Source organism: Scytonema sp. UIC 10036 (assembly GCF_009725235.1).
Window position 1 is genome coordinate 12,305 of the sequence record NZ_WJFC01000119.1, and the last position, 26,332, is coordinate 38,636.

27 protein-coding genes and 4 pseudogenes are annotated in these 26,332 nt (G+C 41.0%); 14 read left to right on the top strand and 17 right to left on the bottom strand.

Translation table 11 applies throughout. The annotated features are described in order from the left end of the window. The first annotated feature begins 76 nt into the window (after nucleotides 1–76). Together F7734_RS38650 and F7734_RS38655 are read left to right on the top strand one after the other, a co-directional pair. Entirely contained in the window at nucleotides 77–934 is an 858-nt protein-coding gene (locus F7734_RS38650) for a DMT family transporter (RefSeq protein ID WP_155749745.1), read from the top strand. 503 nt (nucleotides 935–1,437) lie between these two features. Next, complete coding sequence (locus tag F7734_RS38655; protein WP_155749746.1) at nucleotides 1,438–2,211, top strand: SDR family oxidoreductase; 774 nt, start codon at nucleotides 1,438–1,440, stop codon at nucleotides 2,209–2,211. 206 nt (nucleotides 2,212–2,417) lie between these two features. Here F7734_RS38655 and F7734_RS38660 read toward each other — a convergent pair whose 3' ends face one another. The 4 genes from F7734_RS38660 to F7734_RS64290 form a co-directional block, all read right to left on the bottom strand. After that, complete coding sequence (locus F7734_RS38660; RefSeq protein ID WP_155749747.1) at nucleotides 2,418–2,810, bottom strand: nucleotide disphospho-sugar-binding domain-containing protein; 393 nt, start codon at nucleotides 2,808–2,810, stop codon at nucleotides 2,418–2,420. Nucleotides 2,811–3,051: 241 nt separating this feature from the next. Then, the gene (locus tag F7734_RS38665; protein ID WP_155749748.1) at nucleotides 3,052–4,020 is read right to left on the bottom strand and encodes a hypothetical protein; all 969 of its coding nucleotides are present in this window, start codon (nucleotides 4,018–4,020) and stop codon (nucleotides 3,052–3,054) included. Between the two features lie 269 nt (nucleotides 4,021–4,289). Then, nucleotides 4,290–4,664: a hypothetical protein gene (locus F7734_RS38670; protein ID WP_243147316.1), complete on the bottom strand. Its 375-nt coding sequence runs from the start codon at nucleotides 4,662–4,664 to the stop codon at nucleotides 4,290–4,292. A 413-nt stretch (nucleotides 4,665–5,077) separates the two neighbouring features. Further along, complete coding sequence (locus tag F7734_RS64290) at nucleotides 5,078–5,233, bottom strand: hypothetical protein (RefSeq protein WP_243147317.1); 156 nt, start codon at nucleotides 5,231–5,233, stop codon at nucleotides 5,078–5,080. Nucleotides 5,234–5,374: 141 nt separating this feature from the next. Between F7734_RS64290 and F7734_RS38680 the strand changes: the two genes are divergently transcribed. Next, nucleotides 5,375–6,640, top strand: a complete 1,266-nt coding sequence (locus tag F7734_RS38680; protein WP_243147318.1) for an FAD-dependent monooxygenase — start codon at nucleotides 5,375–5,377, stop codon at nucleotides 6,638–6,640. Here the strand turns inward: F7734_RS38680 and F7734_RS38685 are convergent. The 4 genes and pseudogenes from F7734_RS38685 to priA all read right to left on the bottom strand — a co-directional run. Beyond that, nucleotides 6,595–6,837, bottom strand: coding sequence for a hypothetical protein (locus F7734_RS38685; protein ID WP_155749750.1), 243 nt, complete (start codon nucleotides 6,835–6,837; stop codon nucleotides 6,595–6,597). The two genes, F7734_RS38680 and F7734_RS38685, sit on opposite strands and share 46 nt — an antisense overlap. Before the next feature lie 324 nt (nucleotides 6,838–7,161). Beyond that, the gene (locus tag F7734_RS38690) at nucleotides 7,162–7,386 is read right to left on the bottom strand and encodes a type II toxin-antitoxin system HicB family antitoxin (protein WP_155749751.1); all 225 of its coding nucleotides are present in this window, start codon (nucleotides 7,384–7,386) and stop codon (nucleotides 7,162–7,164) included. Further along, nucleotides 7,383–7,613, bottom strand: coding sequence for a type II toxin-antitoxin system HicA family toxin (locus tag F7734_RS38695; RefSeq protein WP_155749752.1), 231 nt, complete (start codon nucleotides 7,611–7,613; stop codon nucleotides 7,383–7,385). Before F7734_RS38695 ends, F7734_RS38690 begins: the two co-directional genes overlap by 4 nt. A 251-nt stretch (nucleotides 7,614–7,864) precedes the next feature. Then, a pseudogene (gene priA / locus F7734_RS38700) lies at nucleotides 7,865–9,954 on the bottom strand (primosomal protein N'); the annotation flags it as partial. An 824-nt stretch (nucleotides 9,955–10,778) separates the two neighbouring features. On the opposite strand from priA, the gene F7734_RS38705 reads away from it, so the two are divergent. The 8 genes and pseudogenes from F7734_RS38705 (at nucleotide 10,779) to F7734_RS38720 (ending at nucleotide 15,725) form a co-directional block, all read left to right on the top strand. Next, complete coding sequence (locus tag F7734_RS38705) at nucleotides 10,779–11,042, top strand: hypothetical protein (RefSeq protein ID WP_155749753.1); 264 nt, start codon at nucleotides 10,779–10,781, stop codon at nucleotides 11,040–11,042. A gap of 560 nt (nucleotides 11,043–11,602) precedes the next feature. After that, complete coding sequence (locus F7734_RS64295; protein WP_243147319.1) at nucleotides 11,603–11,818, top strand: hypothetical protein; 216 nt, start codon at nucleotides 11,603–11,605, stop codon at nucleotides 11,816–11,818. 17 nt (nucleotides 11,819–11,835) lie between these two features. Continuing rightward, entirely contained in the window at nucleotides 11,836–11,964 is a 129-nt protein-coding gene (locus tag F7734_RS64300) for a sigma-70 factor domain-containing protein (protein WP_243147320.1), read from the top strand. A 159-nt stretch (nucleotides 11,965–12,123) separates the two neighbouring features. Beyond that, nucleotides 12,124–12,279 (top strand): sigma factor, encoded by a 156-nt coding sequence (locus tag F7734_RS66390; RefSeq protein ID WP_347566353.1) that lies wholly within the window; start codon nucleotides 12,124–12,126, stop codon nucleotides 12,277–12,279. Between the two features lie 52 nt (nucleotides 12,280–12,331). Continuing rightward, nucleotides 12,332–12,433, top strand: a pseudogene (locus F7734_RS64310) (hypothetical protein); the annotation flags it as partial. Nucleotides 12,434–12,451: 18 nt separating this feature from the next. After that, the gene (locus F7734_RS64315) at nucleotides 12,452–12,622 is read left to right on the top strand and encodes a hypothetical protein (protein ID WP_243147321.1); all 171 of its coding nucleotides are present in this window, start codon (nucleotides 12,452–12,454) and stop codon (nucleotides 12,620–12,622) included. A 235-nt stretch (nucleotides 12,623–12,857) separates the two neighbouring features. Then, nucleotides 12,858–13,330: pseudogene (locus F7734_RS38715) on the top strand (GNAT family N-acetyltransferase). Nucleotides 13,331–13,610: 280 nt separating this feature from the next. Next, nucleotides 13,611–15,725, top strand: coding sequence for a TonB-dependent receptor (locus F7734_RS38720; protein ID WP_155749754.1), 2,115 nt, complete (start codon nucleotides 13,611–13,613; stop codon nucleotides 15,723–15,725). A gap of 56 nt (nucleotides 15,726–15,781) precedes the next feature. On the opposite strand, the gene F7734_RS38725 is transcribed toward F7734_RS38720, so the two are convergent. Beyond that, entirely contained in the window at nucleotides 15,782–16,006 is a 225-nt protein-coding gene (locus F7734_RS38725) for a hypothetical protein (protein WP_155749755.1), read from the bottom strand. A 133-nt stretch (nucleotides 16,007–16,139) separates the two neighbouring features. Between F7734_RS38725 and F7734_RS38730 the strand changes: the two genes are divergently transcribed. Further along, a complete protein-coding gene (locus F7734_RS38730; protein WP_155749756.1) occupies nucleotides 16,140–16,436 on the top strand; it encodes a hypothetical protein in 297 nt (98 codons plus the stop codon). A 323-nt stretch (nucleotides 16,437–16,759) separates the two neighbouring features. On the opposite strand, the gene F7734_RS38735 is transcribed toward F7734_RS38730, so the two are convergent. Continuing rightward, nucleotides 16,760–17,086, bottom strand: coding sequence for a metalloregulator ArsR/SmtB family transcription factor (locus F7734_RS38735; RefSeq protein WP_155749757.1), 327 nt, complete (start codon nucleotides 17,084–17,086; stop codon nucleotides 16,760–16,762). Between the two features lie 677 nt (nucleotides 17,087–17,763). Between F7734_RS38735 and F7734_RS38740 the strand changes: the two are divergent. Beyond that, nucleotides 17,764–18,114 (top strand): annotated as a pseudogene (locus F7734_RS38740) (hydantoinase B/oxoprolinase family protein); the annotation flags it as partial. Here the strand turns inward: F7734_RS38740 and F7734_RS38745 are convergent. From F7734_RS38745 to F7734_RS38760, 4 genes are all read right to left on the bottom strand, one after another. Beyond that, nucleotides 18,106–18,462, bottom strand: a complete 357-nt coding sequence (locus F7734_RS38745) for a DUF5615 family PIN-like protein (RefSeq protein ID WP_155749758.1) — start codon at nucleotides 18,460–18,462, stop codon at nucleotides 18,106–18,108. The pseudogene F7734_RS38740 and the gene F7734_RS38745 overlap by 9 nt on opposite strands. Beyond that, nucleotides 18,462–18,707, bottom strand: coding sequence for a DUF433 domain-containing protein (locus F7734_RS38750; protein ID WP_155749759.1), 246 nt, complete (start codon nucleotides 18,705–18,707; stop codon nucleotides 18,462–18,464). The genes F7734_RS38745 and F7734_RS38750 overlap by 1 nt, the downstream gene beginning before the upstream one ends. Nucleotides 18,708–19,226: 519 nt before the next feature. Next, entirely contained in the window at nucleotides 19,227–19,400 is a 174-nt protein-coding gene (locus tag F7734_RS38755) for a hypothetical protein (protein WP_155749760.1), read from the bottom strand. A gap of 44 nt (nucleotides 19,401–19,444) precedes the next feature. Then, nucleotides 19,445–19,975: a hypothetical protein gene (locus F7734_RS38760; protein ID WP_155749761.1), complete on the bottom strand. Its 531-nt coding sequence runs from the start codon at nucleotides 19,973–19,975 to the stop codon at nucleotides 19,445–19,447. 156 nt (nucleotides 19,976–20,131) lie between these two features. On the opposite strand from F7734_RS38760, the gene F7734_RS38765 reads away from it, so the two are divergent. Next, nucleotides 20,132–20,341, top strand: coding sequence for a hypothetical protein (locus F7734_RS38765; protein ID WP_155749762.1), 210 nt, complete (start codon nucleotides 20,132–20,134; stop codon nucleotides 20,339–20,341). Between the two features lie 80 nt (nucleotides 20,342–20,421). On the opposite strand, the gene F7734_RS38770 is transcribed toward F7734_RS38765, so the two are convergent. From F7734_RS38770 to F7734_RS38780, 3 genes are all read right to left on the bottom strand, one after another. After that, nucleotides 20,422–23,307, bottom strand: a complete 2,886-nt coding sequence (locus tag F7734_RS38770) for a pentapeptide repeat-containing protein (protein ID WP_155749763.1) — start codon at nucleotides 23,305–23,307, stop codon at nucleotides 20,422–20,424. Between the two features lie 69 nt (nucleotides 23,308–23,376). Further along, nucleotides 23,377–24,726, bottom strand: a complete 1,350-nt coding sequence (locus F7734_RS38775; protein WP_155749764.1) for a DUF1822 family protein — start codon at nucleotides 24,724–24,726, stop codon at nucleotides 23,377–23,379. A 2-nt stretch (nucleotides 24,727–24,728) separates the two neighbouring features. Then, entirely contained in the window at nucleotides 24,729–26,108 is a 1,380-nt protein-coding gene (locus F7734_RS38780; RefSeq protein WP_155749765.1) for a hypothetical protein, read from the bottom strand. Nucleotides 26,109–26,332: the final 224 nt, after the last annotated feature.

The window sequence follows — 26,332 nt, forward strand, 5'->3', positions numbered from 1 at the left end:
AGATGTGATTTTTTGCACGATTGTTTTCTTCAACATAGGTGCATTTTGCCTTTTTTCAAGGATTTAGTTTATTTCTATGTTTCGAGCTTTACTTGGTATTCATCTAGCGGTGCTTCTATTTGGTATTTCAGGTTTATTTGGTAAGCTTATCTCAGTATCGCCCGTCGTAATAGTCTTTGGGCGCACGCTTGTAGCTTCTTTTACTCTAGGGCTTTATAAAATCAAGGAAGAAGGTTTCTCATATTTTTATCTAAAAAGAAAAACACTCGTGCATTTCATCTTACTAGGTGTGCTGTTAGCATTCCATTGGCTCAGCTTTTTCTATTCCATTCAGATATCCACAGTAGCGGTTGGACTTCTTGCTTTTTCAACTTTTCCAATCTTCGTATTAATTCTAGAGCCTTTCTTATTTCAAGAGAAAATATCGTATTTTGAGTTAGTATGCGGTGTCATCGTATTTCTTGGGCTTTGCTTTGTTGTTCCAACATTCGATATAAAAAATAATCTTTTTCAAGGAACTGCTGTTGGTATACTTTCAAGTTTATCATTTGCTGCGATCGCTATTTTGAATAGATTATTTGTTTGTTCCTTTTCTGCAATCAAAGTGGCTTTTTTCCAAAACGCTTTTGCAGCAGTTACACTTCTCCCTCTCGTGCTTTTATTAAAGCCGACCATTTCATACAAAGACGGTCTTCTTATTCTCTTATTAGGTATATTTTGTACTGCTGTTGCTCATACTCTCTTCGTTAACTCACTTAGAAAAATTCCTGCTCGTACAGCGAGTATTATTGCTTCCTTAGAACCCGTATACGCAATAGTTTTTGCCTACTTTCTGCTAGGAGAAAACCCAAGCGATCGCATAATTGTAGGAGCAATAATAATACTCTCAACGACCTTGTTACTTACATATCGCTCTTCTTTACAGACATCTTGATTTCTGGATGTTTCTTTCGCAATTGGATTTACAAGCTTATTCCTAGGTGTTTAGTTGATTTGCAATTTACAGCAGTTTTCATATACAGCAGATTGCAACAAGATGAGGTACAGATTGTTGTAAGGGCGCAATGCCTTGCGCCCCTACCGATGCAATACTGCGTAGGTTTTGCATAAAAACACGCAATTACGTAGGTTGGGTTGAGGAATGAAACCCAACATTTATCGGCATTTGTTGGGTTTCGCTCGTGCTCAACCCAACCTACAATTTCTCTCAGCCCTTGCAGTATTGCTACCGATGTACATCATGTCTAGAAAATGTTGTAAATGAACTACACTATACTCTTGTAGTACGGAGAGCAGCGCCGTGCGGGGGTTCCAAGCGTTGAGGCGACTGCAGAGCGTCCCCTGCCATGCATCCGAGAGGGTGGGCGAGGACAACCAACGCCGTGAAAAGCACGATAATATTTGTGAAGAATGACAGCTAGTACTGTTTAAGTATCAATGATAGATTATGGTTTGTCAGGTAAGATAGCCTTAGTGACCGGAGTCAGCCGCCGTATTGGAATTGGGGAAGCGATCGCCCATTCTCTAGCGTCATCTGGTGCTCATATTTTTACAACGTATTATCGACCATATGATAAGTTAATGTCTTGGGGAAGCCATTCCAATGAGGCACAAGAGATTGTTGAATCACTGAAATTGCTGGGAGTTAAAGCCGCAGGGCTTGAAGCTAACCTAGCTGAGCCAGAAATGCCCAAAAAATTGTTTGATATTGTTGAGCAGACCCTTGGTTCAGTAGATATTTTAGTTAACAACGCTGCTCATGACCAAGAGGCGGATATATATTCTCTAGAAGCTGAGTTGCTTGATGTTCATTACGCAGTGAACGTGCGAGGGACTACATTGTTGTGTGCTGAGTTTGCCAAGCGTCATCATGGCAAACCAGGAGGACGAATTATCAATCTGACATCTGGTCAAAGTTTGGCACCAATGCCTGATAACTTACCGTATGCTATTACCAAAGGAGCAATAGAGGCACTGACAATCAGTTTGAGTGCCAGCTTAGCAAGCAAAGGCATTACTGTGAATGCTATAGACCCAGGTGCAACGGATACAGGTTGGATGAGTAACGAATTCCGTTCATCTCTTGAGGTCAAAGCACCCTTTGGTCGTGTTGGGACTCCAGAAGATGCTGCACGTATAGTGTTATTTCTGGCTTCAACACAAGGGCAGTGGATTACAGGACAGGTTATTCGCTCTAGAGGCGGATTGTAAATCAAGCTGGATGCCCACATTATCAGCATCCCAGACTGCATACCCACCAGTAACCTTGGAGCGAGAAAAACCTGTATGAAAAAGTGCATCTACTTGTAATATTAAGTCCGGTTTATTAGTTACGATCGAACGCTGTGTGCAAAAACTGGAAAACCCGCCCCGAATCTCCCCATCTCCCTATCTGCCTTGATGGCGTGAACTTTGCGTCAACCCAAAAAAGCTTCAATTGCATCACAAGCAGTTGTAACTCCGTCCTCAGTTTGAATCAGGAGCTTAATTTGAGAAGCTCTAGTTTTGTAATCTGGGTCACTCAAGAGCAGCTGTAATTCCTTCACTACGCGATTTCGCTGGTACTGTGTTCTAGGAACTGTTCTTCCCAAACCCAATCTGACGATTCTAGCTGCATTATCTGGTTGGTCGTGGCTGTGAGGCACAACTAACATTGGTACACCAGCACGCAATGCTTGAGCAGTAGTTCCTACACCTCCAGGGTGAACAACTACAGCCGCATGGGGAAAAAGTTCAGAATAGGGCGCGTAGTTCACTGCGATCGCCCACTCAGGTAAATTATCTAATTTCTCGTCACCTACCAAAAACACTGCACGACAACCGAGTTGCTTTGCAACTTCTAAACTTTCCTTGTAAAAATCTCCCGAGTATCACAGGAAAAGTTACGGTCATAATATTTAATGGCATCGGCACGCTCAAGCAAGCAAGTTCTAGACTTTGCATAACTCCGCTCGTTATAAATTTCTTCATCTCAAGAAGCTTCTCTATAGTAAAGTAAGAGGGTCGCGATCGCTCTACTACTATAAATGAGATTTTGTTCTTGTTTATTTCCTACTTAAACCAGAACGGAGGTAATAGGAATACAGGACCGTTGGGATGAACGGCAATACTGCCAGACCGGAGATTGAGCCAAGTCTTAAAGATAGTTTCCACTTCTGGAGCTTCATTCACACTTCGAGGAATCATAGCTAAACCTTGTGTGAGATGATTGTGAGCACGACGACCATCAAAGCGGCTGTCTTTCCCATCTAGAGTTACATATAGTTCTACTGTCATTTCTGCTGAGGCGATAACTTGAGGAGTAGTAACATTACATGAAAAAACAGATGGAATAGCTACATAAGCGCAGAATTTTGACGGTGCAAAGCTTTTCAAGTATGGATCGAAAACAAAGTAAGTAATTGTACGTTTACCCCACAATTTTTGACCTTCATGACTATCTACATCTTTATTCCAACGTCGAAGGTTAAGCAATACCTCCATCATGTCACCCACAAAATGAATATGCCGTGCTGACGTTTTCAAGATAGTTTCTGTGACAGACAAAGCACGTTCAATTTCTGGTTCTACGGCAAGACCCATGCCTCTCAGAGTTGCCATGTCAAGATGGTTAAGATGCTTAATTTGTTTTCCAGACATATATGGAAACAACACTGTCTGGAAAGCACTCATACCGACATGACGCATGAGCAAGATAGTATTCGCCGCTAAATTTCGCCGCCCACGATCTATATGAGGACTGACCATACTGATGAAGGTGTCAGTTTCTAACTGCGGCTCGAATAGGTGAGCAGTAGCAAATTTAGCATGGTTAGCTACTGGATCGGCTCGGCTGATCTCAAACTCGATCCATAGCCGCCTTGAACCATCATCCCGTTCTAGCAAGACATCTACACGGGGGGCATAGCCTAAGAATTCAGCAAGATGTTTGGGCAAAACCCCTCTTTCATGGTGGCATAGCCATCCAGGGGCAGATTTGCGGATGAACTCTTGCTGAAGGTATGATGTCAAAACTCCCATGCTTACAACTCAATAAGATAGATGCTACAATCATCCAATTTACGTGCAACTTCCGATTTTTACTTTGAATCAAGCATGAGCTAGTTTGAGCCATTGCCAGAAGACGCAGTTGTTTATCGGGCACTGCTGCTATTGTAGTGATGGTAACAGCCAGTGCTAAACACGCAGCTACAGGTTTTATCGAAGCTAATCGTCCGTCCCACCTTGCACCGATTTTACTAGTTAACAGTAAAGGGAGTGCGAGTATGCTGCGGATAATACAGCAGTATCTAGCTAAGTAGTTTGTTAGATATCTCCAGCGCTAAACTAACAACAAATTTATCGTAAAGTTCGGCAGCGCGGTAATTATAAGTGTATATTCGCTTTTCCAAGTTAACATCATAATCACTTTGCACCTCAACGTGGATTAAAATCCAAGCTTCTTTTTTGTCCAACAACCGAACTTTATAAAGTTTATCAGCCACTCCATCTCCAGCTTCTGCTGAAGCGGTAATATTTTGAAGCTCTTTATCCAGAGATTCAGGGGGTTGTGTCCAATCAACCGCTTTGTGTGCTTTGGGAAAGAAAAAGGATAAGAAGTCTTCAAAATATTCGTTTAAGGCTTCTTTCCAGCATTTATCATAGTTGGCTCTTACTTCACTCATTTTGCTTTTACTAAATAATATTCACTTGGAAAAATTTGGTGTTGGCTTATTTTTTTAAGCAAGCATTTAGCTAGCTTTAATGGGCTTCAAAAGTACAATCTAATTCTTGTGGGTTTTAGTGTAATTTCACTCAAATTTTATTTTCAATTTATAATTTGAAATCTGTTATATGACGGTTCAACCTAAAGATAATTAAACTGCTTTATTAAAAAGCTTATCAAGCAGCAGAAGAATTTTGGCTCAACCTAACTATCAAAAACGTCATTCATAGATACTACACCTACAAACTCTAGCCCAATCCTATGACAAGCATCTACGGTTGTTTTTGTATTAGACATAATTGGCTCTCCTGTTGCGCTAACTTGTGTGACTCCTCGTTCACGCCAAAATTCATTTCCTTTACGCCAGTCTATTTACCCTACTCTACTCAACCACTTAACTAAATTCTCCGCAGGAACTCCTTCAAGGAATAAATCGCGAGCTAACATTCCCAATGCCTGGAAAACAACGGCACCAGCCCACACTGATAATTTGATAGCGATCGCGTTCCGTATCAAAAATTTCTTCAACCTCAACCTTTCCGTAACTGGGCTTGTATTACTGTGAGTATTTAGTCAGTAATTTCTCGATTATATTCCGATATTTCTCTAAGATAGCCATTGCACTATTTCCTCACGAGCGACGTTATAAATCATAATGATGAAGCATATATGTATTTGGAGCTAGCAATGCAAACTGTAGGAAAAGCCATCGATCCGGCAATGCCAAAGGTAATTGTCATTGGGGGTGGAATAGGTGGTTTGACTTTAGCCCGTGCGTGTCTTGACGTGGGAATTGAAGTTAAGGTGTACGAAAAGCGCCAACTTGATACCATGTTATCTGGGCCAGGAGGCATATTTATTCAGCGTAATGCTATGCGGATTTACCGCATTCTGTGGGGAGGCAGGATTTTCAACCGTTTTTACGAACAAGGAGGCAAAATTTTAAAGGGCGGGTTTTCTAGTAAAATTGGACATCCATTATACATTAACTCTCCAGAATTTGTTGGCGAAGAAGATTTGGGTGTCTGTCTTCTCAGACCTGAATTGCAACAGATTTTATATGAAGCTTTACCTCAGGGAACAGTGCAAACTGGTATTGCTTTTAAAAGCTTTGAAGATACTGGAGATAGTGTAAAGGTTTACTTTCAAGATGGCAGTACAGAGACGGGAGATATTTTAGTCGGTGCTGATGGTCTGTACTCTAAGGTACGTGCTTGTCTTAACGGTAAAGAGTTTTTAGAAGATCCGGTTTACAGTGGTATGTGTTGCTGGAGGGGATACTTTGACAGAGGGAACATACCGCTAGATCCACAATATAGTTGGATGGAATACTGGGGTCGGGGAAATCGCTTTGGCTATTTTGATGTTGGAGGAGATCGATTTTCCTTCTATGCTTTTAACAACAGCAAAGTTGGTGGTAATGATGATGCAGTTGGCGGCTCCATCCAAGCGTTACGGCAAATTTTTTCTGATTATGCCCAACCAGTACCAGCTATTATTGAGGCTTTAGATAACAAGAAGATTTACCGAGATGATATTTTTGACAGGGAACCTTTAAGTACTGATTGGGGAAAAGGTCGGGTGACCTTAATTGGAGACGCTGCTCATCCGGTACAACCAAATTTAGGTCAGGGTGGCTGTATGGCAGTGGAAGACGCCTTTGAAATTGCTAAGTTACTAACTCTCAGGGTTAACCACGAGCAAATTCCGTCACTATTGCGCCAGTATGAACGCAGCCGCAGCCAAAGGGTAACTCGCGTCTTTAATGTATCCCGCCAAGTAGGGACGCTTGGTCAAACTAACTCTTCTATAGGATGTTTCTTTCGTAACTGGGTTTACAAGCTGACTCCTACGTGGTTAGCTGATTTGCAATTTAAATGGTTGTTTGATTACCAACCTTCATGGGAAAAGGTGGTATCTAAACCTGACATATAACTTTTGGCTGAGATTGAGATTGGCAACTGAAATAGACAGCAAGCACCCGATCTCTCTCCAATCCCAATACACGAGCGGCTATTGTCATGCGTGCGATCGCTCTCCAAAAATAAACTCCATGTCAGGAAAGATACGAAATAATCAACACGGTGAACATAATGCTGGTTTTCTCCGGACACTGTGTTTGTACTAGCCATATAATTAGCCTGCTATTAGATGCTTAAACAAGTTTATTTTTGAAAAAAAATATTCAAGTATATGCGACGAATCTAATAAATTTATCCGAAAATTAGGTTTTCATCGTTGGTTAACAAATCTTCTAGGTTAATTGACAGATAAGCCCTATTTTGATTCAGGACATTAGTACTAAAATGTATAATTTACCTCATATAATTCAAAAATACAACAAACTTGATTTAGGTTGCGATACAGCTTCAGTTGTTAAGCCTTCGGCTTATCGCTAGCGTCAAAGTTGTTGAAGTTAAAATTAGCCATCAAGGATAAGCGGTTAATAGACGGCACTATAGAATTTGGAAGGATTGCTCTAACGTTTTTGGATTTGGAAGAGGTTCGCCATTTTCCAAAGCCGTTTCAATTAATAGTTCGAGAACTTCTTGAGCATTCTTCAGCGCTTCTTCATAAGTATTTCCATGAGTACAAGGCTGCATAACATTAGTGAACTCCGGCAGTAACACTACATAGCATTGATCTTCCTCTGACCATTGAATAACGATCGCGTACTTCATTTTTCAGTATCCTCTGTTCCCTCTTGTTCCATTCTCTTAAGTTCTGCAAGTGCTTCATTAACTCGTTTTTCTAAATAAAGTTTTGCATCACTGCCATCCTTACCAGCAATAATAATACTTTGAGAGAATTTTGGATGCGTCCACTTACTATGGCTACCTTTGCCCGGTTTATATGTAAACCCTGCTTGTAGTAACAAGTTTTTTAGTTCTCTAATTTTTTTGGGCATATACTCAGTTTATTTTTACACCCTTACTCTGGACTTTTTGATTGCAGTTCCAACCCTAACGAACTGGATGATTGTTACAACCTTTCATAGATACGCACCATGGCGTGTCTTTACATTGTTTTTGGAGTTGTCTGTTATGTGGGAGGCGGAGCCTCCTATCAGGCATTCCCACGCAGAGCCTGGGAACGAGATGGTCTGGATCTTGGTCACCGCTCGCTTGCTGGTCACTGGTCACTAGTCACTGGTCACTGCTATCCCATCATATTTAAGGGATCGACATCAATTGTGAAACTGACTGACTTTTGACGGCAAAGTTTATCTATTTCTTCCCAGTCTGGCAAATACGGCGGTGTTTTAGGAGCAAGCTTGAGCAAAATTTGCCAACGGTAACGATTGGCTACTCGTAAAATACTCGCTGGTACCGGACCTAAAATCTCTAACCCTTCTTGTTGGGGCAAAATTGCTGCTACGACTTGTGCTGTATTCTCAACTTGAATTGGATCGGTACTGCTGAAGCGTAATAAAATCAACCTTCCATAGGGAGGGTAATTGAGCGCTTGCCGTTGTTCTAGTTCTTCATTAACAAAGGCATGGTAATCGTGATTTTTTACCGCTTCAATTACGGGATGTTCTGGGGTATATGTTTGGACAATGACTCTTCCCGGTTCTTCTCCCCTACCAGCACGCCCTGCAACCTGAGTCAATGTTTGAAATGCTCGTTCGCTGGCACGATAGTCTGAGAAATGTAGCAACCCATCTGCAGAAACAACTCCCACCAGCGTCACTTGAGGCAAATCCAAACCTTTGGTTAGCATTTGTGTACCCACCAACAGATCTGCTTCTCCACTGGCAAATTGGGTAATTAGGTTGCGGTGTGCGCCTTTGTTTCTCGTCGTGTCGCTATCAAAGCGGATGCAGCGCAAGTCTGGAAATTGTTTGGCTAATTCTTCCTCTACTTTTTGGGTTCCACTCCCAAAAAATTTCAAATAGGGAGAGCTGCATTCCGGACAACTTCGGGGATGCGATCGCGTGTAATTACAATAATGACACCGCAAAACCGGCATCGCTTCGTCCGTGTAGTGATATGCCAGCGATACATCACAGTGAGGGCACTCTACAACAAATCCACAACTCCGACAAGACACAAAAGTACTGTGTCCCCGCCGATGAATAAATAAAATTCCTTGTTGGTTGCGTTCTTTGAGTTGCTGTAGTGCTTTTTGCAGGGAACGACTAAATATGGAACGATTTCCCTCTTGCAATTCTCGCCGCATATCCACAATTTTACAGGTGGCAAAGGCGGGCGTTAACCCGTTGGGGGGGAGAGATAGTAGGTGAGGAGAGGGGAGAGGGGAGAGGGGGGATGGGGAGACAACATTCTCCCTTGTCCCCCTTGTCCCCCTTGTCCCTAACCTCTACCAAGTCTCCAAAGAAGGTGTAGCGGAACCAAGAATGAGGGGGCAATTTTCTAATCTGCTCTCCACTCAGCGACGGTGCGGGCGTGGTAGGTTGGGCGGAGTATCCTGCTTGAAACTGCTGTCGTGTTCTTCATCTAAGATAATGATACCTAAGTTTGGCAATGGAGCGAATACAGCGCTTCTCGTACCTATGACGATTTGGGGTTCCCTGCTAGCATCAGCCGCCAGGTGTCGAATCTTTCTCCTGGAGAAAGGGCGCTATGGTAAACCAGTACGGGTGAGGTTCCGTTGAATCCTACACTAAAACGAGCGCGAAAACGGTCTGTTAACTGCGGTGTGAGTCCGATTTCAGGGACTAGAACAAGGGTGATTTCCCTTGCGCTAACACTGGAGCGATCCGCTGCAAGTAAATCTCTGTTTTTCCGGAACCTGTGACTCCGTGTAAGAGTACTTTAGCATATCCGTCCAAACGAGCGATCTCATCTAACGCTTTTGCCTGATCGGATGTTAATATCTTACTTTGTTCTTTCTAGCATCTCCCCTGGAGTAGAGGAACTTCCTCTTCGCAATACCTCCCTTTCTTGGATGACAACGTAACCTTTTGTTCTAAATTTTTAAGAGTTGTAGAGCTTGTGTTACTAATCCGCAACAATTCATTTTTCCATAACTCGCCCCTCGTCTTCTCAGGACTTCCAGCACTTCTCGTTGCGAGAGGTTAGATCCCGGTCAAACACATTTCCCACTAGGTCACTGCTTTTTCGTATTTGGGTTTAGCTAACTGTGGGGTTCTAAATAACTTTTACAAAACCGCGACGCAACAATTCTTGGACAGCTTTGTGGGCGCTTGGGACTTGACGCTGAAGATATACAAAGCTATAGTCTCCATCTATTTGTTCTTGAAGAAGTTGTAATATTTGATTTGCATTTTTTACTGATTTTACCCACTGACTGTTGAAAGATTAATAATGTCAGTAAGACCTTATTCTCAATAACATGAAGTAAATAAAAATGTATCGGGAAAGAATGAGACTTCGTACATTGGTAAAACTCAAAATGGGAAGGGAAATATCTATCGGGGATTTCTCTAGTACAGAGTTTGTTTTGGTAGAAACCGCTGCCCCAGCTACAGTTAAGCGAATGCGCCGCTGCGATCGCCCTAAACAAGCCCGGAGGTAGAGTCATGCGAATCACTTCAATCAAGCGCGTACAATAGTACGATGCAACTCTATTCACCAGTTCTGTATACGCCAATGAAAAAAGCCCGAACTGACTACTTCTTCCACATCCGAATTTTTCTAGTGGTATATCTGCTGGTAGTTGTGTTAGAAAACAATGGCAACTCCCCTATCAATTGAGACCCGAATGGCACACTTAAAATATCCCCAGGTTTTTTGCCAATTGTTCTGGCGCTCTATAAACGTAAAGCTCGGAACCGGACGGATTATCTACCAACACCTCCATCCAGCGATTCCTATTGACTTCTGTGTTATAAGTTTGCTTGGTTCAGCAACCGTCATAGGGAGCAAACTGACCACCATCATATACATAATCGTTACCTGGGAGGAGTCTAAATAATATTCGTCATCTGTTTGTTTATCTTAACCTTGCCAACTGAAGCTAACTGTTTGCAACCCTTCATCAAAAATGTAATTAGCAATACTGTCCTAAGACATAATACTTGATAAGTTTCCTCTTATGTAATCCGGAGATAAATTCATCTCAACTTTAGATAGCGGTAAATCAACGGATGCCAGTTCGGATTCAAATAGGCAATCTCCACTTTTTTCGCTTTATTTTCTCCGGATACGTAATGGAAAAGAAGCCTTTTCCGCCAATGATAGATATTCAAGCCTTGAAGTCTGTGAGATCCTTTATCAGAGAAGTCATTGCTAAAGTTTTTACCCATCAATTTGGTGCCACCAAGGGAAAGCTAACAGCAATGCACAGCCCGCAGCAAGAAGCTTACATATCTTATGGTGGCTACCAAAGCAGAAAAAGTCAACTTTTTTAGAAAATCATATGAATATTTAAGGATCGCCGGGTAAAAAGATAACTTATGTAAAAAATAAAAAATTAATTGAGAGGGGGTTTGAAATAGCTCTTTTGTAAGAAAAAATGAGAAGATATATGTCAGTGGTCTGACAGAATATCTGTAAAGCGCAATAGCGAAATAAGTTTAGGAAAGTATTATTTGTAACCAAAAGATGAAGACAACTCTATGGTTTAAGTGTTAAGATGAAGTATGAAATAAGCGTTGTCAATTAAAAAAACAGTTGTATGCTAGTTTCCCTATATCTTCTTCATACTTCAACCTCATTCCTACCTGTGACACCCCTGCTAGAGTTGTTAGCTGAAACACTTTAACCAAAGAGGGAAGTTTTGGTAATGACGAGTAGATCCTCAACTTTAACCAAGGATATAGATACTGTTAAGGCTTTACATTTTGCACTTAAAACATACCCTAAGTGCGTATCTCCGTGGAAAAAGAAAACAAGCATTTCTACACATCTGTCACTATCACGTTAATTATGTACCTATGTACCAAACAGAGCAACAATCCTAATGGAAACCATGAGTATTGCTGACTTAGGCACTATTGAATTGGAAACGACTGCTGATAATGAAGAATTAGCTTTCAATTTAGACGCAGTAGTAGACGCCGCAATAGATGCAGCAATAGAAGAATCTGGAATCGCAGACAATTTAGAAACCGAAGATCGAGACGGAGACGGCATGCAGCAGCACGTCCTTCGGGGTATAACAAAACCGAATATGATGACGCTGTAGGGGCATTTTTTAAAGAAATGGCGCGTTACCCATTGCTTAAAGCAGATGAAGAGGTAGAATTAGCGCGTCGAGTCAGATTTTTAGAAGAATTTAGAGAATTACAAGCTTCTTTACATACAAATTGGGTATCAACCGGTAAACACTAGTGGCAGCCCAGTTAGGGATGACAGAAAAACAATTAGAAAATCGCTTATATCAGGACGGGTCGCGAAACGCAAAATGATTCGCTCAAACCTAAGATTAGTTGTTTCCATTGCCAAACGATACTTAAATCGCGGGTTCTTTCCTGGATCTCATTCAAGAAGGTGCAATGGATTAAATCGTGCGACAGAAAAATTCGATCCGACAAGGGATATAAGTTCTCCACTTACGCCTACTGGTGGATTAGACAAGCAATTACACGAGCTATTGCCAATGATGCAAGACAATCCGCTTACCCATTCATATTGTTGAAAACTTAATAAACTCAAAAAAGCCCAGAGGGAACTCAAACAAAAACTTGGTCGCAATCCAACAGAGTTGGAGATGGCGGAAGCTTTAGAAATTCCTGCGCCACAACTACGCCAGCTTCAACAATTACGACGTCAAGCCTTTCCTCAACCACCGTGTTGGTAAAGAAGAAGACAGGAACTCATGGATTTACTGGAAGATGAAGATAACCAATCTCCAGAAGCAAAAATGAACGAAAGCATGATGCGCCAGGAGATATGGAAGTTTTGGCGATGTGCTAACTCCAAGAGAAAAAGACGTGTTTCTCTGCGCTATGGGTTAGTCACCAGCGAACCCTGCACTTGGAAGAGGTAGGCAATATGTTTAACCTCTCCGTGAAAGAGTTCGACAAATTCAAAGTAAAGCCATGCGGAGTTGCGCCGTCCTCATATCGCTAAACGTTTGAAGGGTGGTTGTATGATGAGTCATTAGTCATTGTCATTAGTCATTAGTCATTGGTCATTGGATTATCAATCTTTAAAATAAAAGGACAAATGACAAAGGACAAATGACAAATGACGAAGGACAAATCACAAAGGACAAACAACTAATGACTGTTTTACGTTTTGCTGAACCAGCGGATTGTGATGCACTGTTTGAATTAGTTAAGGCGCTAGCAGAATACGAAAAGCTATCTCATGCTGTCACAGGCAATGCTTCCTTATTAAAAGAACACCTATTTGGAACGCCAAAATACGTAGAAGCAATAGTAGCAGAATATGCAGGGCAAACTGTAGGGTTTGCCCTATTCTTTTATAATTATTCAACATTTTTAACAAAGCAGGAATATATCTAGAAGATTTGTTTGTTCTACCAGAGTTCAGAGGACAGGGTGTTGGGAATCTCTGCTGACAAAAGTTGCTCAAATAGCTGTAGAAAGAGGTTGTGGACGATTGGAATGGAGCGTTTTGATTGGATGAGCCAGCTATTGCATTCTATCGCCGTATGGGAGCAACCGTTTTGGATGATTGGCGAATTTGCCGTGTCACAGGCGAAGAATTGACTCGCTTGGGAAGAGGATAGGGGATAGGGGATAGGGATTAGAGGTTAGGGAAGAGAAATAAAGTAGGGTGGGCAATGCCCTGGTGAATGATGGGTCTGACCCCTCACCTCGTTCCCAGCCTCAGGCTGGGAACGAGAGTACCCCTACCCCTACCCCTCTAGTTTGACAGCTTGTCTTTTGACAATAGCGCTCACCATCCGTAAGGATACATATGCTCTGACAAAAGTTATTTTTCTTTATACATTCATAGCTGCAATTGTCAAGAGCATTTATCAATAATTTGGTGTGGTGAGGCAGATAATGAAATTGGGTGTTCTGGTTTTCCAAGTGTTACTGGCTAATCTGGCTTTAGCTTCTATTAGCGTTGCAGAAGATAGTAAATTGTCTAAAAAACATACCATTGTACGTAAGGCCTCAGATATCCCATATCTAAACGAGATAGAACGACCATCGACTAGTGCAAAATTACTACTGACCCAAACACCAACAACTCCAACCAAAACTCCTCAAACAACTGACGATCGCAACTCTCCTACAGAAGAAGAGTCAAAACCCACAAACGATGATGAAGCTGACATCATTATAGATGTCACAGGAAAAGACGACAGTCTCCCGCAATCGACTCCAACATATGTGATTCCAAAAGAGGAGATTCAAAAACAAGGTGCCACAAGTGTCGCGGATGTTCTGAAAAAATTACCGGGGTTTGCTATCAATGATGCGGGATATGGTGCTGATATCCATACTGGCACGTACTACCGAGGCGCTTCCATCAATCAATCAGTTTTCTTAATTAATGGCAGACCTATCAACAATAATGTCAATACTTATCACGGAACAACCGATCTCAATAGTATCCCTGTCGAATCTATCGAACGAGTGGAATTATACAGCGGTGCAGCTTCGACCTTGTATGGTTCCTCAGCTTTTGGAGGAGTTGTTAATATCATTACCAAACAAGGCGATATTGTTCCCAGATTGAACGCAGCCGCAGAATTTGGTTCTTTGAATCTTAATAACCAACAATTTAGCTATGCAGCTTCCATTAATTCTTTAAGATACAACTTTAGCTTTGAAAGGTTTTTTGTAGATAATCGTTACCGCGTTCCTCTCGGTGCGGCAAACCGCGATAGTCAAGGATACTTATTTAACGCAGATACATCGACGAGTACTTATTTTGGCAGTCTTGCTTTAGATGTCAATAATAAGAACACTGTTAGTTTAGATGTAACTAAATTGAGCAGTCGTAGGGGATTGGTTTACTTTGGATTTCCTTTACAACGCGATCGCTTAGACCATGATGGGTTAAATATTGGTTTATCTTGGAGAAGCCAACTTGGTAATGGCAATAGCTCTGTTTTGACAACCTCGATAGGCTACAACCAAGATTACTTCAACACTTACGGTCCTAGCAACCAGTTTTATCGTACAGGAACCTTAGATACCCAACTTCTTTCAGCTAGAGTCGATCATGATTGGCGGATAACAACAAATAATAAACTGCGTTGGGGCTTGGATTTAAAAAATACTTGGTTGACTGGAGATACATTTAGTACAGTTCCCAATCGCGTCGCCTTAAATGAAACTGAGAATCGAACTTTATTAAATACAGCGCTCTTTGCAGTTACAACTTGGAATATCAGCGACAATTTTTTATTAGATGTGGGGCTGAGACAAAGTTTTGACAGTGAATTTGGAAATTATCTCAATCCCAGTGTGGGATTGAAATACGATATCAATTCAAATCTTTCTTTTCGAGGAAGTTGGGCGTCCGGACAGCGCAATCCCGGACTAGATCAGTTGTATGTCTATGATACAGTGCATGGTTGGTTACCCAATCCCAATTTAGAACCAGAAACTGGTTCTTCTTGGACTGCGGGAGTAGATGTGAGATTGTCTGAGAGTTTGACGGGTCAATTTACGTATTTTGGGAGTAGTTTAGATAACCGATTGGGAGTTGTACAAGGAAGATGGGCAAATATTGGTTTAGTGGATACGAATGGTTTAGAAGCAGCACTGAAGTGGAAAGTTGGTTCTGGTTGGTCAACATTTCTCAACTACACCTACACAGATGCACAAATTAAAACAGGAGCGGAAAGAGGATTGCAATTAGGCATGATCCCTTACTCTGTAGCGTCTTTTGGTCTTGGTTACGAAATTAAAGGTTGGCAAGCAAATTTGTATGCCACTTACTACAGTGGTGCGCGTCGAGCATTCTTTACAAGACCGGGGGATAGAATAACAGATTTCAGTCCATCTTTCTTTAATTTAGATTTTAGTGCTCGCATTCCTATTACAAGAACTTTGGGATTAACTGTTTATTTAGAAAATTTATTTGATGAAAAATACGAGCGTGTAAACCGTACTTACAGCCCAGGTTTTACCTTCCGTATGGGTTTGTCATCTAATATTTAACTGGGGTTAGGGGTTAGGGAAGAATTCAATGCCCAATGCCCAATGCTCGCTCCCCACTATTTATTCAAAAGTGATGCCAGTCGTCTGTGTTGCTTTAACCAAATCTTGCAAGCTTCTGTCGTTAGTTGTATATCCTTAACAGTTAAAAGCTCATCTGGTGTTTCGGATGCTAAAATCTTAGCAACTCGTGCAGCATCAGAGTAACTCACTCCGTGTTTGACAAGCTCTGTGTGAAATAATCGTTCTTTCTCTTCAACTGAGAGAGATAACACTTGTTGCATGAACATACTGAAATAGTAAATGAGTAACATTATACTTTGAGGTTACTCGATTAACGGGAAACACTGCCACCTGCTTTAAGACGCAAAAATATTTGACTCACCTTACTACTTTAGGTGAATTGCAATCATTATTATGAGAGCCAAAATCGACAATGGAGTTCTTTTTCTTCACCATGAGGACGTGCCAGAGTATAAGAAAGGCGGATCTGTAGTTAGAAATAGCTATTTCTGGGCATTGCGTTCGATAGCGGGTAAAGCTTCGCGTTATGGAGATTGGGAATACGAGTCAGAGGTTTGGTTTGCACTGGCGCGGATGCTTTTATCTTTTGCTGAATCCAGGTATTTAGGTTTGAGCGAAACAATTCTGGAGTTTCCTCTTTCTCAAGGAGAAATTCCTGAGGTGCTGCGTCCTGTCTCTACTTGGGAATAGAGTTTAGGAAGGTTGGCAGTGCAATTTTTTCATCGCGACTGTCTTGAGAACAGGTAGAACACCCTAGGCGGAGCCTCCCAATCGGGCATTCCCGGCCTGAGGCTGGGAACGACGTGTTACATTGTTATTTTTTATACTCATTGTTTTCTTAGTGTGTAAGTTCTTTTTTCCTGTCTTCTTTAAATACGAGGAAATACTAAATAGTTTGGTTGAGTTAATACATGACTACAAATCCAAACAGTATATTTTCGGAAAATGACCGAACCAGTAACCAGGTAACAACCACTGTTTATCGGTGACTGCTTACTGGTCACTGGTTACTGTTAAGAATCTTTACACACTCGACTTGGTACGATTTGGCTATAGCGGCGGAACTCTGCAAGATACTGCTCTAAAACAACAAATTGAGGTAGATTTAGGCTGTAGTAAATCCAACGTCCTTCTTGACGCGATCGAACTAAACCCGCTTCCCTAAGATTTTTTAGGTGAAAAGACAGTTTTGACTGAGTGACTCCCAATGTATCGCATAAGTCACATACACAGAGTTCTTTGTCTCGCAAGAGTTCCACTACGTTAATCCGTATAGGATCGGAAAGAGCATGGAAACCAGCAACAACGAGATCCAAAATAGCAACTGAGGAGCTTTGCATCAATTTATTTTGATAGAGATACCTGTTTCTATTTTGAACTAGAAACCGCGATCGCTTCCGCTAAATTGTTTGGGAATCATACTTACAGTTTGGAGGTAATGAATTGTTTTCTGGACTCGTTTCTGGGTTAACACCTCCATCAAATCGCACGAATCCAATTAAATCGGGTGCTACCCCGTAACGCATATCTACATTGTCGCTGCGAATTCCATATCTTATATATGGTTCCGCACCACCAGTAGGTTGTATGGTTACCTGACTATCAGTCCAAGCTACCTCACCATTGTTAAATTTTTGACACTCAAAATCTAATATCTTCCCGTTAATAGTTCTCGAACTATTTAGATTTAAATCTGGATTCGGATCGTTGGCGAAAGCAGTATTGTAATTTACATAGCTTTTACTACCAGTAAATTTATCAGGAGCACTTTTAGGACCTTCGTAAATTTGTGCCGATGGGGGAAAGGCTGCGCTATGGACTGCATCTCCAAGGACACCACCTACAATGGAAGTGTTAGTAATATGAGCTATGAGCCGAGCCTAACAAGGTTTAGTTCTCAGTATACGTAGCAAGAAAATAGAGTGTAATCGGGTTTTGCAACTTTAAGGAACTATGGTGTTTACCCCCCTTAATCCCCCCTTGGTAAGGGGGGAAACTAGTAGTCTGTCAAACCAACGGTTCTGGGGCTGGTGCGGATTTTGATGGAACTGATGCGGTTCAAACGCATATGACGAACTCGCGGTTAACCGATCCGGAGGTGTTGGAGTGGCGTTTTCCAGTTTTAGTGGAAGAGTTTGCGATTCGTTCTAATAGTGGGGGTTGTGGGAAATATAGGGGTGGTCATGGGGTAATTCGCCGGATTCAATTTCGGGAAGCGATGACAGCAGCGATTTTGTCGGGTCATCGAGTGGTTCCGCCGTTTGGGTTGGCGGGTGGTGAATCGGGGGCGGTTGGATGCAATTCTGTGGTGCGTCGTGATGGGACGGTTGAATCTTTGGGTAGTAAAGCTGAAATCGCATTACGGTAGAGGGCGCTGGCGAATCCGATCCCGATCTACTACCGTAAACTGCCCATCAAGTTTCAATCCTTCAGTTTGTAATAAATTCAAAAGCATTACAGCTGGTTCTTCTGGGGTGTGGGGACGAAAACGCATATATATGATACCCCTTGGTGATGGTAGTCTCAAGCGATAGATAAGCTCACCATAGTCACGATCAAAAGTTAAAATTACCCGTTGCTCATCGGCTGCACGTGTCAAAACCTGTGAATCTTCAATTCCTGGGAAGTCCTCAGTCACCGAAGCAACATTGTAACCAGCTTGCCGTAAAAGATTTACACTTGGTAAGGGGAAATTCTCATTTGCTAGAAACCGCATTACCCTGCCTCAGCAGATAGCAATGGTGTATAGAAAACATCTTCTTTGAGACATTCTGCGGCAAATGCAAAAACGGCTCGAATGGCAATTGCATTGAGAGTTGGGTAGCTTTCTAAAACTTGCTGTTCCGTCCAACCTTCGGCAAACAATCCTAAAATAAACTCTACGGATAGACGTGTACCTTTAATAACAGGTTTTCCAAGCAGAATTTTGGGATCTGAATGAATGTAAGTTTTCCAGTCCATGCTAACTTATTTATATCGAGCTTAATATACTATAGGTGCTATTAATAAACCTAACACATCAGCAAGATTGTTATCCCTAAAACTTGATTTTCAAGGATTATGAGTTACAGACAGGCATTGAAAATCTGATTGGTAGCCTGCACTGCTTCAGCTCGCAACTTCTTCTGGAGTTTTTGCTTGCTTTAGAGGCTCGCCTAAGAGGGTGTTTGAAAAGTCATGATTGATGTATCAAATATTTTTTACCCCACCTTAACCCTCCCTGATGGATTGGTCCGGGAACTGAATTTTTCTTGTTTCCCCCCTTGGAAAGTTATCCATTACCCGGATCTTTCTTAACAATTGCAAAAGTGTTATGGAGAAAGGGTTTGAGGAAAACAGCCCGAAAAGGAGGGTTGACAAAAAGCAAATAATGTAGGGATGTAATTCCCGTGTAGATGGGGTGTGATGACAGTCTGCCCATGGGAGTAAAGTTTGTGACAATGATTGAGTTCTCAAGCCGTTGAAGGAGCTACTTAGCTATTAGCCACTATTCTTAGCCTTGTGCTTCCTGGCTTTAGCCCTTGCTAACAGTGTATCAATCTTCTGCTTTTGCTCGTCAGGTGTCCCAAGTCTACCAGTCGAGCAGTTCTGTTCGAGTTCTAAAAGTTGTTCTTGTTTTTTAATGATTTCCTCATCAGTTAATTGTTGAGTCATATCAAATCCCGCTCTTACTTACTACAACTCTACTTCCTTCCAGTTTACCTAAACCGTCTTTGCTCCTCCAAAAACCTTCCAGCCGCTTCTGGAGTTAGCTCCCAGTCTCCTTCATTGGTTTCTACAAAGCCAATATTTGCATAAAATTGTCTAGCTCGTGGAATAGCATACAGTTTCAAGCGACCTCCAAAACCTAAGTCTCTGCTTTCCTTAGTTAGCTCTTCTATCATCGAAGTACCAGCACCCTTTAGACTTTCCGGCTGATTTCGCAAGATATTCCAAGGCGCTGTTGCCATGAAGTCAACTTCTAGGTAATCTCTTTCTTGTCGAATAATAGCTGCTGCTTGTAACCTACCCTCTTTATCTCGCACACCTCTAAAAGTTTCTGGATCTATTACTGCGTTTTCGGCAATATTAGCAATGATTGCTAGATTATCACCAAACTGCGTACCATAAACACGCTCTATTTGATTATCGAAAAATTCGTTCACATAATCATCAGCCTTGTCCTCCCAATAAGCAATGTCTTGCTGAACTTGTGCATCTGCTCCTCTAACGACATCAAACTCGTTCACTCCTTCCTCCCTTGTCAGTGGTTTCCGCCTCTCAAATGCTGAGATCTCTCACAGCACCCTGCATGACAGTCCGTCTTTTAGCATCTTATACGTTCGCTCATTTATGGTTTAGATCAATTTGAAAAACTGTTTACTCCCCGGCAATTGCTAGCACTAATGACTTTTGTAAAGTGGGTTAGGCTAGCCCATGAAAAAATGATATACCAAGGGTGTGAGGAAGAGTTTGGGAAAGCGATCGCAACATATTTCAGTATTATGTGCGCTCGTGTATCCGATTACAATAGCACAATTACTACTGGGAACCTTAACTGGATTCTCCAAATTATCAATCAAGAGTGTAACAACGCTTGTATGCTTGCTTTATAACAGAGAGAGCAAGTTTTTTTATCCTATTTTTTTGTCATACCTCAGTAGTTAAAAAGATGGAGATAGTATGTTACCATCTCTTATTTAAAATCTTGTAGTTCTTGCCAGAATGGGGGAATTTGTGCTGGATTCTGAAAAATCACGGGTAGCCAAGTTGCACATGGAAATCTATTTTCCCAGTGCTGTAACTGTTCGCGTGCATTACGTACTGATTGATAAAGTGAATTTCCAGTTACAAATGCTTTCAAGAAGTTTGTTAAGAACTCTTGGGCTACTTCATCTGGCACAAACTCGCGCATGACAATCATCTGTGGAATCTGTAATTTTGCTAAATTCAACGCTAATCCTAAACCATCACAAGAGTTAAAAATCGCTAGCTTTAAACCACTTTCAATTGTCCTTTCCAGAGCATATTTTAGATCGAAAATGGTCAAATTCTCAATTTTATTTATGCATAAATAACCGATTTTAGTATCCGTACTGCTTAAACTATGACCGGCAAAATAGAGAATATCCCAAGTTTGGTTCCAAAGTTCCTCCTGAATTTCTTGTCGCGTTGGCTCTATTAAATATTTAATTTCTGTGTTATCAGTTAATTGTTCTAGTAAAACTTTGTCTTTTTGAAGATCGATTCCACAGCTATCACCCAGAATTGCTAAGATTGTGACTTGAGATTTAGAAGATATAGAATGTTGAATTTTGTTATGATTGGACGCTCGATAGGCTGTATTACTCATTGCAACTTCAGCTTTTGGATAGCGCTCAAAAAAATCCCAGAGATGCCAAGGCAGACGACGAAGTAACTCGTTTTCTGTTTGTAAAATTATCCGAATTGAATCGATTGGATTTAGCTCTACGAGCATTTGCTCTTTGACAGGGCGAAACTCCTCGGAATTGAGCCATAAATTGAAATGTTTTTTCAAACTCTCCGCTATTTCACAGCATTCCGTATAAAAATCACTATTGCTAACGTTAGTAATTTGTGTTTTTGGAACATCTAACCGAAAGGCGGCATTGAGACTTTTGCGATAAGCCGATCGCCACTTATTGTAACACTCTGAAATATACAAATCTGGAGGTAGCTTACCCTTACACTCCACTGTTGGGTGTTTTTTTTCTTCTCCAATCTGGAGCGTGACTGGAAAACCAGTGTTAAAGTCTCCTTCACCTAACTTGATAATAACAACTTTGCTCTTAATTTTGATACCATGGAGTGGGTTTAAAATTGAGTCAAGAAGCTTATATAATTTCTCCTTATCTTGACGCTCTCTGGCTGTTTCTTCCTCTTTACTATCCAATAAAGCTCGATATTTATCTTCTATAGTTGTTTTGAGAGCAATCTCATATTTTTGAAAAAAGCTAGTATGAATTTTCTCTTTGTCAGTTGTAGGTGGTACATTAACTTTAACAACAACTATATCATCTCCTTTCCGTTCAATACCTTTAATATCTAATTTGATTCCTTCATTTTCAATATATAATTGTTGCCATGAGTAAATAAAGGCTTCTTTATTAATACTGTTATGAAAAATCAGATCGACAGTATTGATAACTTCTTGAAATAGTTTCTCGAAATCTCCAGGGGCAAATTTGCCACTACTCGGATATCGTTCTTGTTCGTTCTCCTTCAAATAAACATAATCGCATAAGGATTCTTCAAGTAATGTAGTATCATCTATAGTCCATAACTCTATACAAGCAGCAGTCAGTTTTGCTTCACAAAATACTGTACCTAGAGCTAATATTTTTGATAAGTTTGCACGTTGTAGATTAGCTTTTACAAAAGTGGCACGGCTCAAGTCAGCTTGAGTTAAATTAGCATTGATAAGCGTTGCTCCAGCAAAAGTTACATGACTTAAGTTCGCTTTTGTAAAATTTGCATTCACAAGCTCTGCTTCAGCAAGATTTGCACCTTGAAAATTTAATCCCATAAAAGATTCATAATTGCCTTTTCCAGAAACCAGTACTTCCCGTACTTGTGAGTTGCTCAAAATAGTCCCATCTACCTTAGCCCACTCCAGCTTACAAGCTTGAGACCAACGAGTGCGAGTGATATTAGCCCTTTGAAAATTGGCACTTTTCAGTTCTGCTCTGGTAAAGTCAGCTTCTGTTAGATCTGCATCACGAAAGTTCGTTCCTCCAATACCAGCAAAAGCGATCGCAAATCCTTTTACAAAAGCGTACTTCTTGTCATCAGCAAAAACCTTTCCAGCAATGTAAACGCTGAGTAACGTTAGTGTAATTGCTCCAACCACCGCCATGATGACTCCTACTTCCGCTTTCTCTAGCTCTCGACTCGCCATTGGACTTAGTGGATCTGGTGTTCCTGCCGCACGCTCCACTATAATTGCGATCGCAGCCCCAACTACACCAACTGCTACTGTTACAGGTACTATCCGTTTTGTTGCAACAACTCGCGTTCCTGTGACTGCCATAGCAACGAATACAGCCCCAATTACAGTTATTACCGCCATCCCAGCCCCAGCCCCAGCTGCTGTTGGATACCCCGAACCTGGTGTCATCACTACCCCAACGATAGGTGTTATGACAGCCACAGATATTGGCAGGGTTCCAATTGCTGACAATAAACCTTTGGACGTATTGGTAATCAAGAAAACTGCCAATACAATTAATAAGAACACAATGGAAGTCAATAGTCTGCTTTTTTCATAAGTTAATTGCCATGCTATCCAAAAAACAGGTAATGTTGATATAAATCCTGATGAAGCTGATAGAAAAAACAAGAGAATTACTAAAATAACCTTCGAGCTATGCTGTAAACCAGCCTTAGCGCCACGAAAGTCAGCACCTATCAAAGTCGCTCCAGCAAAGTTGGCTCCACGAATGTCAGCATTACTAAAGTTTGCCCATGAAAGATTTTTCCCTTTAAAGGATTTTCCTCTCAGGTTTTGCTTATGAAAATTCTCTATTCTCACTTCATATTTTTCTATAATATTATCACTCATACGCTCTTTTCAGCTTATAGAACGACACAGAAACCCAACTTCTCTAAGAAATCGGAGACTTATTTTTTGTCAAATCTCAAAATGTTCTGTAATGCTAGCATCTCCAAGCGCTACTCTGACACTAAATTGCTCGCCGCGATCGCCATTCACCTTAAGTTGAATATAGCGATCTGAATCTCTAGCGGTAACCTCACGCAAGACTTGTCCGGAATCATCCAACAAAATAAGTTTCAGATGAGTTGGTAAATAAGGTTCATCATATGTAGGATATACCTGTAAAAGAATACCAAATTGCTGATTTGATTTTTGAATCATTGCTACAGCAAGTGCTACAGTTTTTCCACCTACCTGCATTCCTAAGTTTATGCTCTGAACTCTTCTAACACCAGCAGCAGGATTTCCAGGAGAAATTTGCCATAAACTTTCAACAGCTATCCAAAGTATTTCATCATCTTGAGTTATTTGAATTAAATTGATGAGCGCTTGAGCAGCGATATCATTCCCTTGACCAATGACTCCCAAACGTTTAGCAGCTTTTTGTTGCTGAAATTTATCGGTGCTAGAAGTTAGCTGATTTATTAATTCTACAATCTCATCCTCATGATTTCTCTTGAGACTTCTATATGCTGGTTGCCAAACAATTATTCTTTGAAGAACTTTTGTGTCCAATAAATTTTCAATTGTTAGCCAATCGGCTGCAAAAATATTTTGCATCCAGTGACTTAAGCAAGTGAATTTTTGCTGAGAGATAGCTAATTGAGAAGTGTTGACAGGTGGCTGAGATTGACTCAATTGTTGTAAGGTTTGCAAATCAGACAATTTCGGGAGTATTGTATTAGGTGATAACAACCTCAATGCATACAAAAAATGATTTGGTTCGGAATCAAATAAAAAGAGTGGAAGTTTATAGTTATCCTGCCTCTCCGCGAATAAATTTACCGATTGTTGATAATTAAGCAGTTTATCGTAACGTAATAGACCTCGAATAATAGCTTCTTCCTGCTCTTCTAAAATTTCAATAATGACGTAAAAATGAGCTATTAACTCTGGCAATCTAATAGAGGCACTAGGTAAAATTACGGCTTCATCAGTTAAGTTGTCAGAGACAATCAGACAAATATTAAACTCACCAACTTTGAGGTATGATAATGCTGTCAATTCATTAGCAAACGGAGACCGCAACACGGAGTCATATTCGAGTTGAATTGACAAGTCGCTAGCAGCACTTTGTAACCATTCCTCAAAGCTACACAATGCTAGTACGTTAAGATAAGTTTGCCATCGCCTGTGTTCCGTCGTGACTTGGTTGCTAATCTCTACTGCAAGGTCAAAGTGTTCGGGAGCTAAGTAGATGACTTCATCTTCTAAAGCTCCAAGGCTAAGCAGCTGATGACTAGTATTTCTTGAAAAGTTACTCATACTTAAACTCCATCTCTAGCCTGGTTATTGAGTATAAAACACAATCTTTGAGCATACACACTTTCCATAGCAGATGTCCTACTGGTTCTAAGTTCTGCTACAGCTTCTTGAAAAACTTGCACATCCACGTATGCTTCTAACTGCTGCACTAAGTTATCAAAATAATCTGGCTCAAGAGGAGTTTGTACATAGCCAAGTTGTTTGGCTTTTTCCAAAATCTCTTCGAGTAGTATCTCCATAGTTTTCCGACGAATCATCTTCAGCAGATTACTTGGATTAATCAATCGACTGACTTTCAGTTGGTGTATACCTAATTCATTAGCAATCTGAGTTTGGGACTTTCCCTCACAGTAAATAAGTCTAAGGATTGGCTTTATTTGATATGCGAGGGAAGCATAGCCTCGACTTTTCGTTTGTTTGTTAATGTGGTCTTCTATGACTTGTTTGATTGATTTATCGAGACTCCCCATCAACTGTTCTTGACAAAACTCTTGTAATTCCAGTTGTTCAAATTTAAGCAGTAAGTCTTCTTTTGAGGTGGGATCGGCGATGCTATGCCATTTGTATTCTTGTTCTGCATTATCTTCTGATTCATCTAACGAATCTGTCATAGGAGAACCTGTTTTTCCCCAAAGACTATATATTCTCAGAAGTTTTGCTAACCTTTTTAATTCATTCAGCATTCCACCTGGAGAGTCAATTATGATATTCCGTTTTCGCAAGTTGCGAACCATTGTCTCTAGTTGTTCTTGTGTGGGATCTGGACATCTACCTCCAAATTGATTGCGATGTTGTTTGGGTCTAGCCTGTCGGTAAATATCGTAAAATGCTGTTAGTATTTCGCGATCGCGCTGTTCGTTCAGATGACTGCTAACAGCTTTGTTGAGAATTGCCCAATCACTTCTCACTTCAATATCAAATTCTAGTAAAAAATCATTCAGTTCCCAATGACGCTTGACTCGAAAGTCTACCCACCGGGCTAAACTGCATTGACGTTCTGGGCGGAAGGAAGACAAAATTTCAACAGAGAAGGGAATATGCGTTCCTTGTGAGGTTCTCCCGTCATCGTTCAGGACAAATGGGAGCAAATCGCGGTAATTGATACGACCTCTAACAGCAAACAGCTTTGCTCGCTGTATGCAACTTCGTAAGATGAAGTGGCTAACGTAGCAACGCAAGCAAAGGTTAGCACCACTTACAGCAAGCAACTCGAATAATCGGTTTTGAACAGACTCGTCAAGTATATTTGTCCGAGTTGCCAAGGTGGGGAATTCTTGGAGAAAAAATTCCTTAGCTAGAGGTAACACTTTAAACCCGTAGCCACAGTCATTACCAGAAGGAAGAATGATGATAAGTTCCCAGTACTTTGATGGAACGCTCATATTAGTTAGTTTGAATTGCCGACTACCTGTATTAGTTGCGGGAGAGGATGCTTTTAGCGTTAATTTTACCCCACCCTAACCCTCCCCTTGGAAAGGAGAGGGAATTTCATTTCTTGATTCCCCCCTTGATAAGGGGGGATTAAGGGGGGTAAATCCAACTTGTGTATACGCGGTAGCTTTTTAAGCGAGCCTAGGGGGATGTCAATCTCTTGCTCTAAATTATA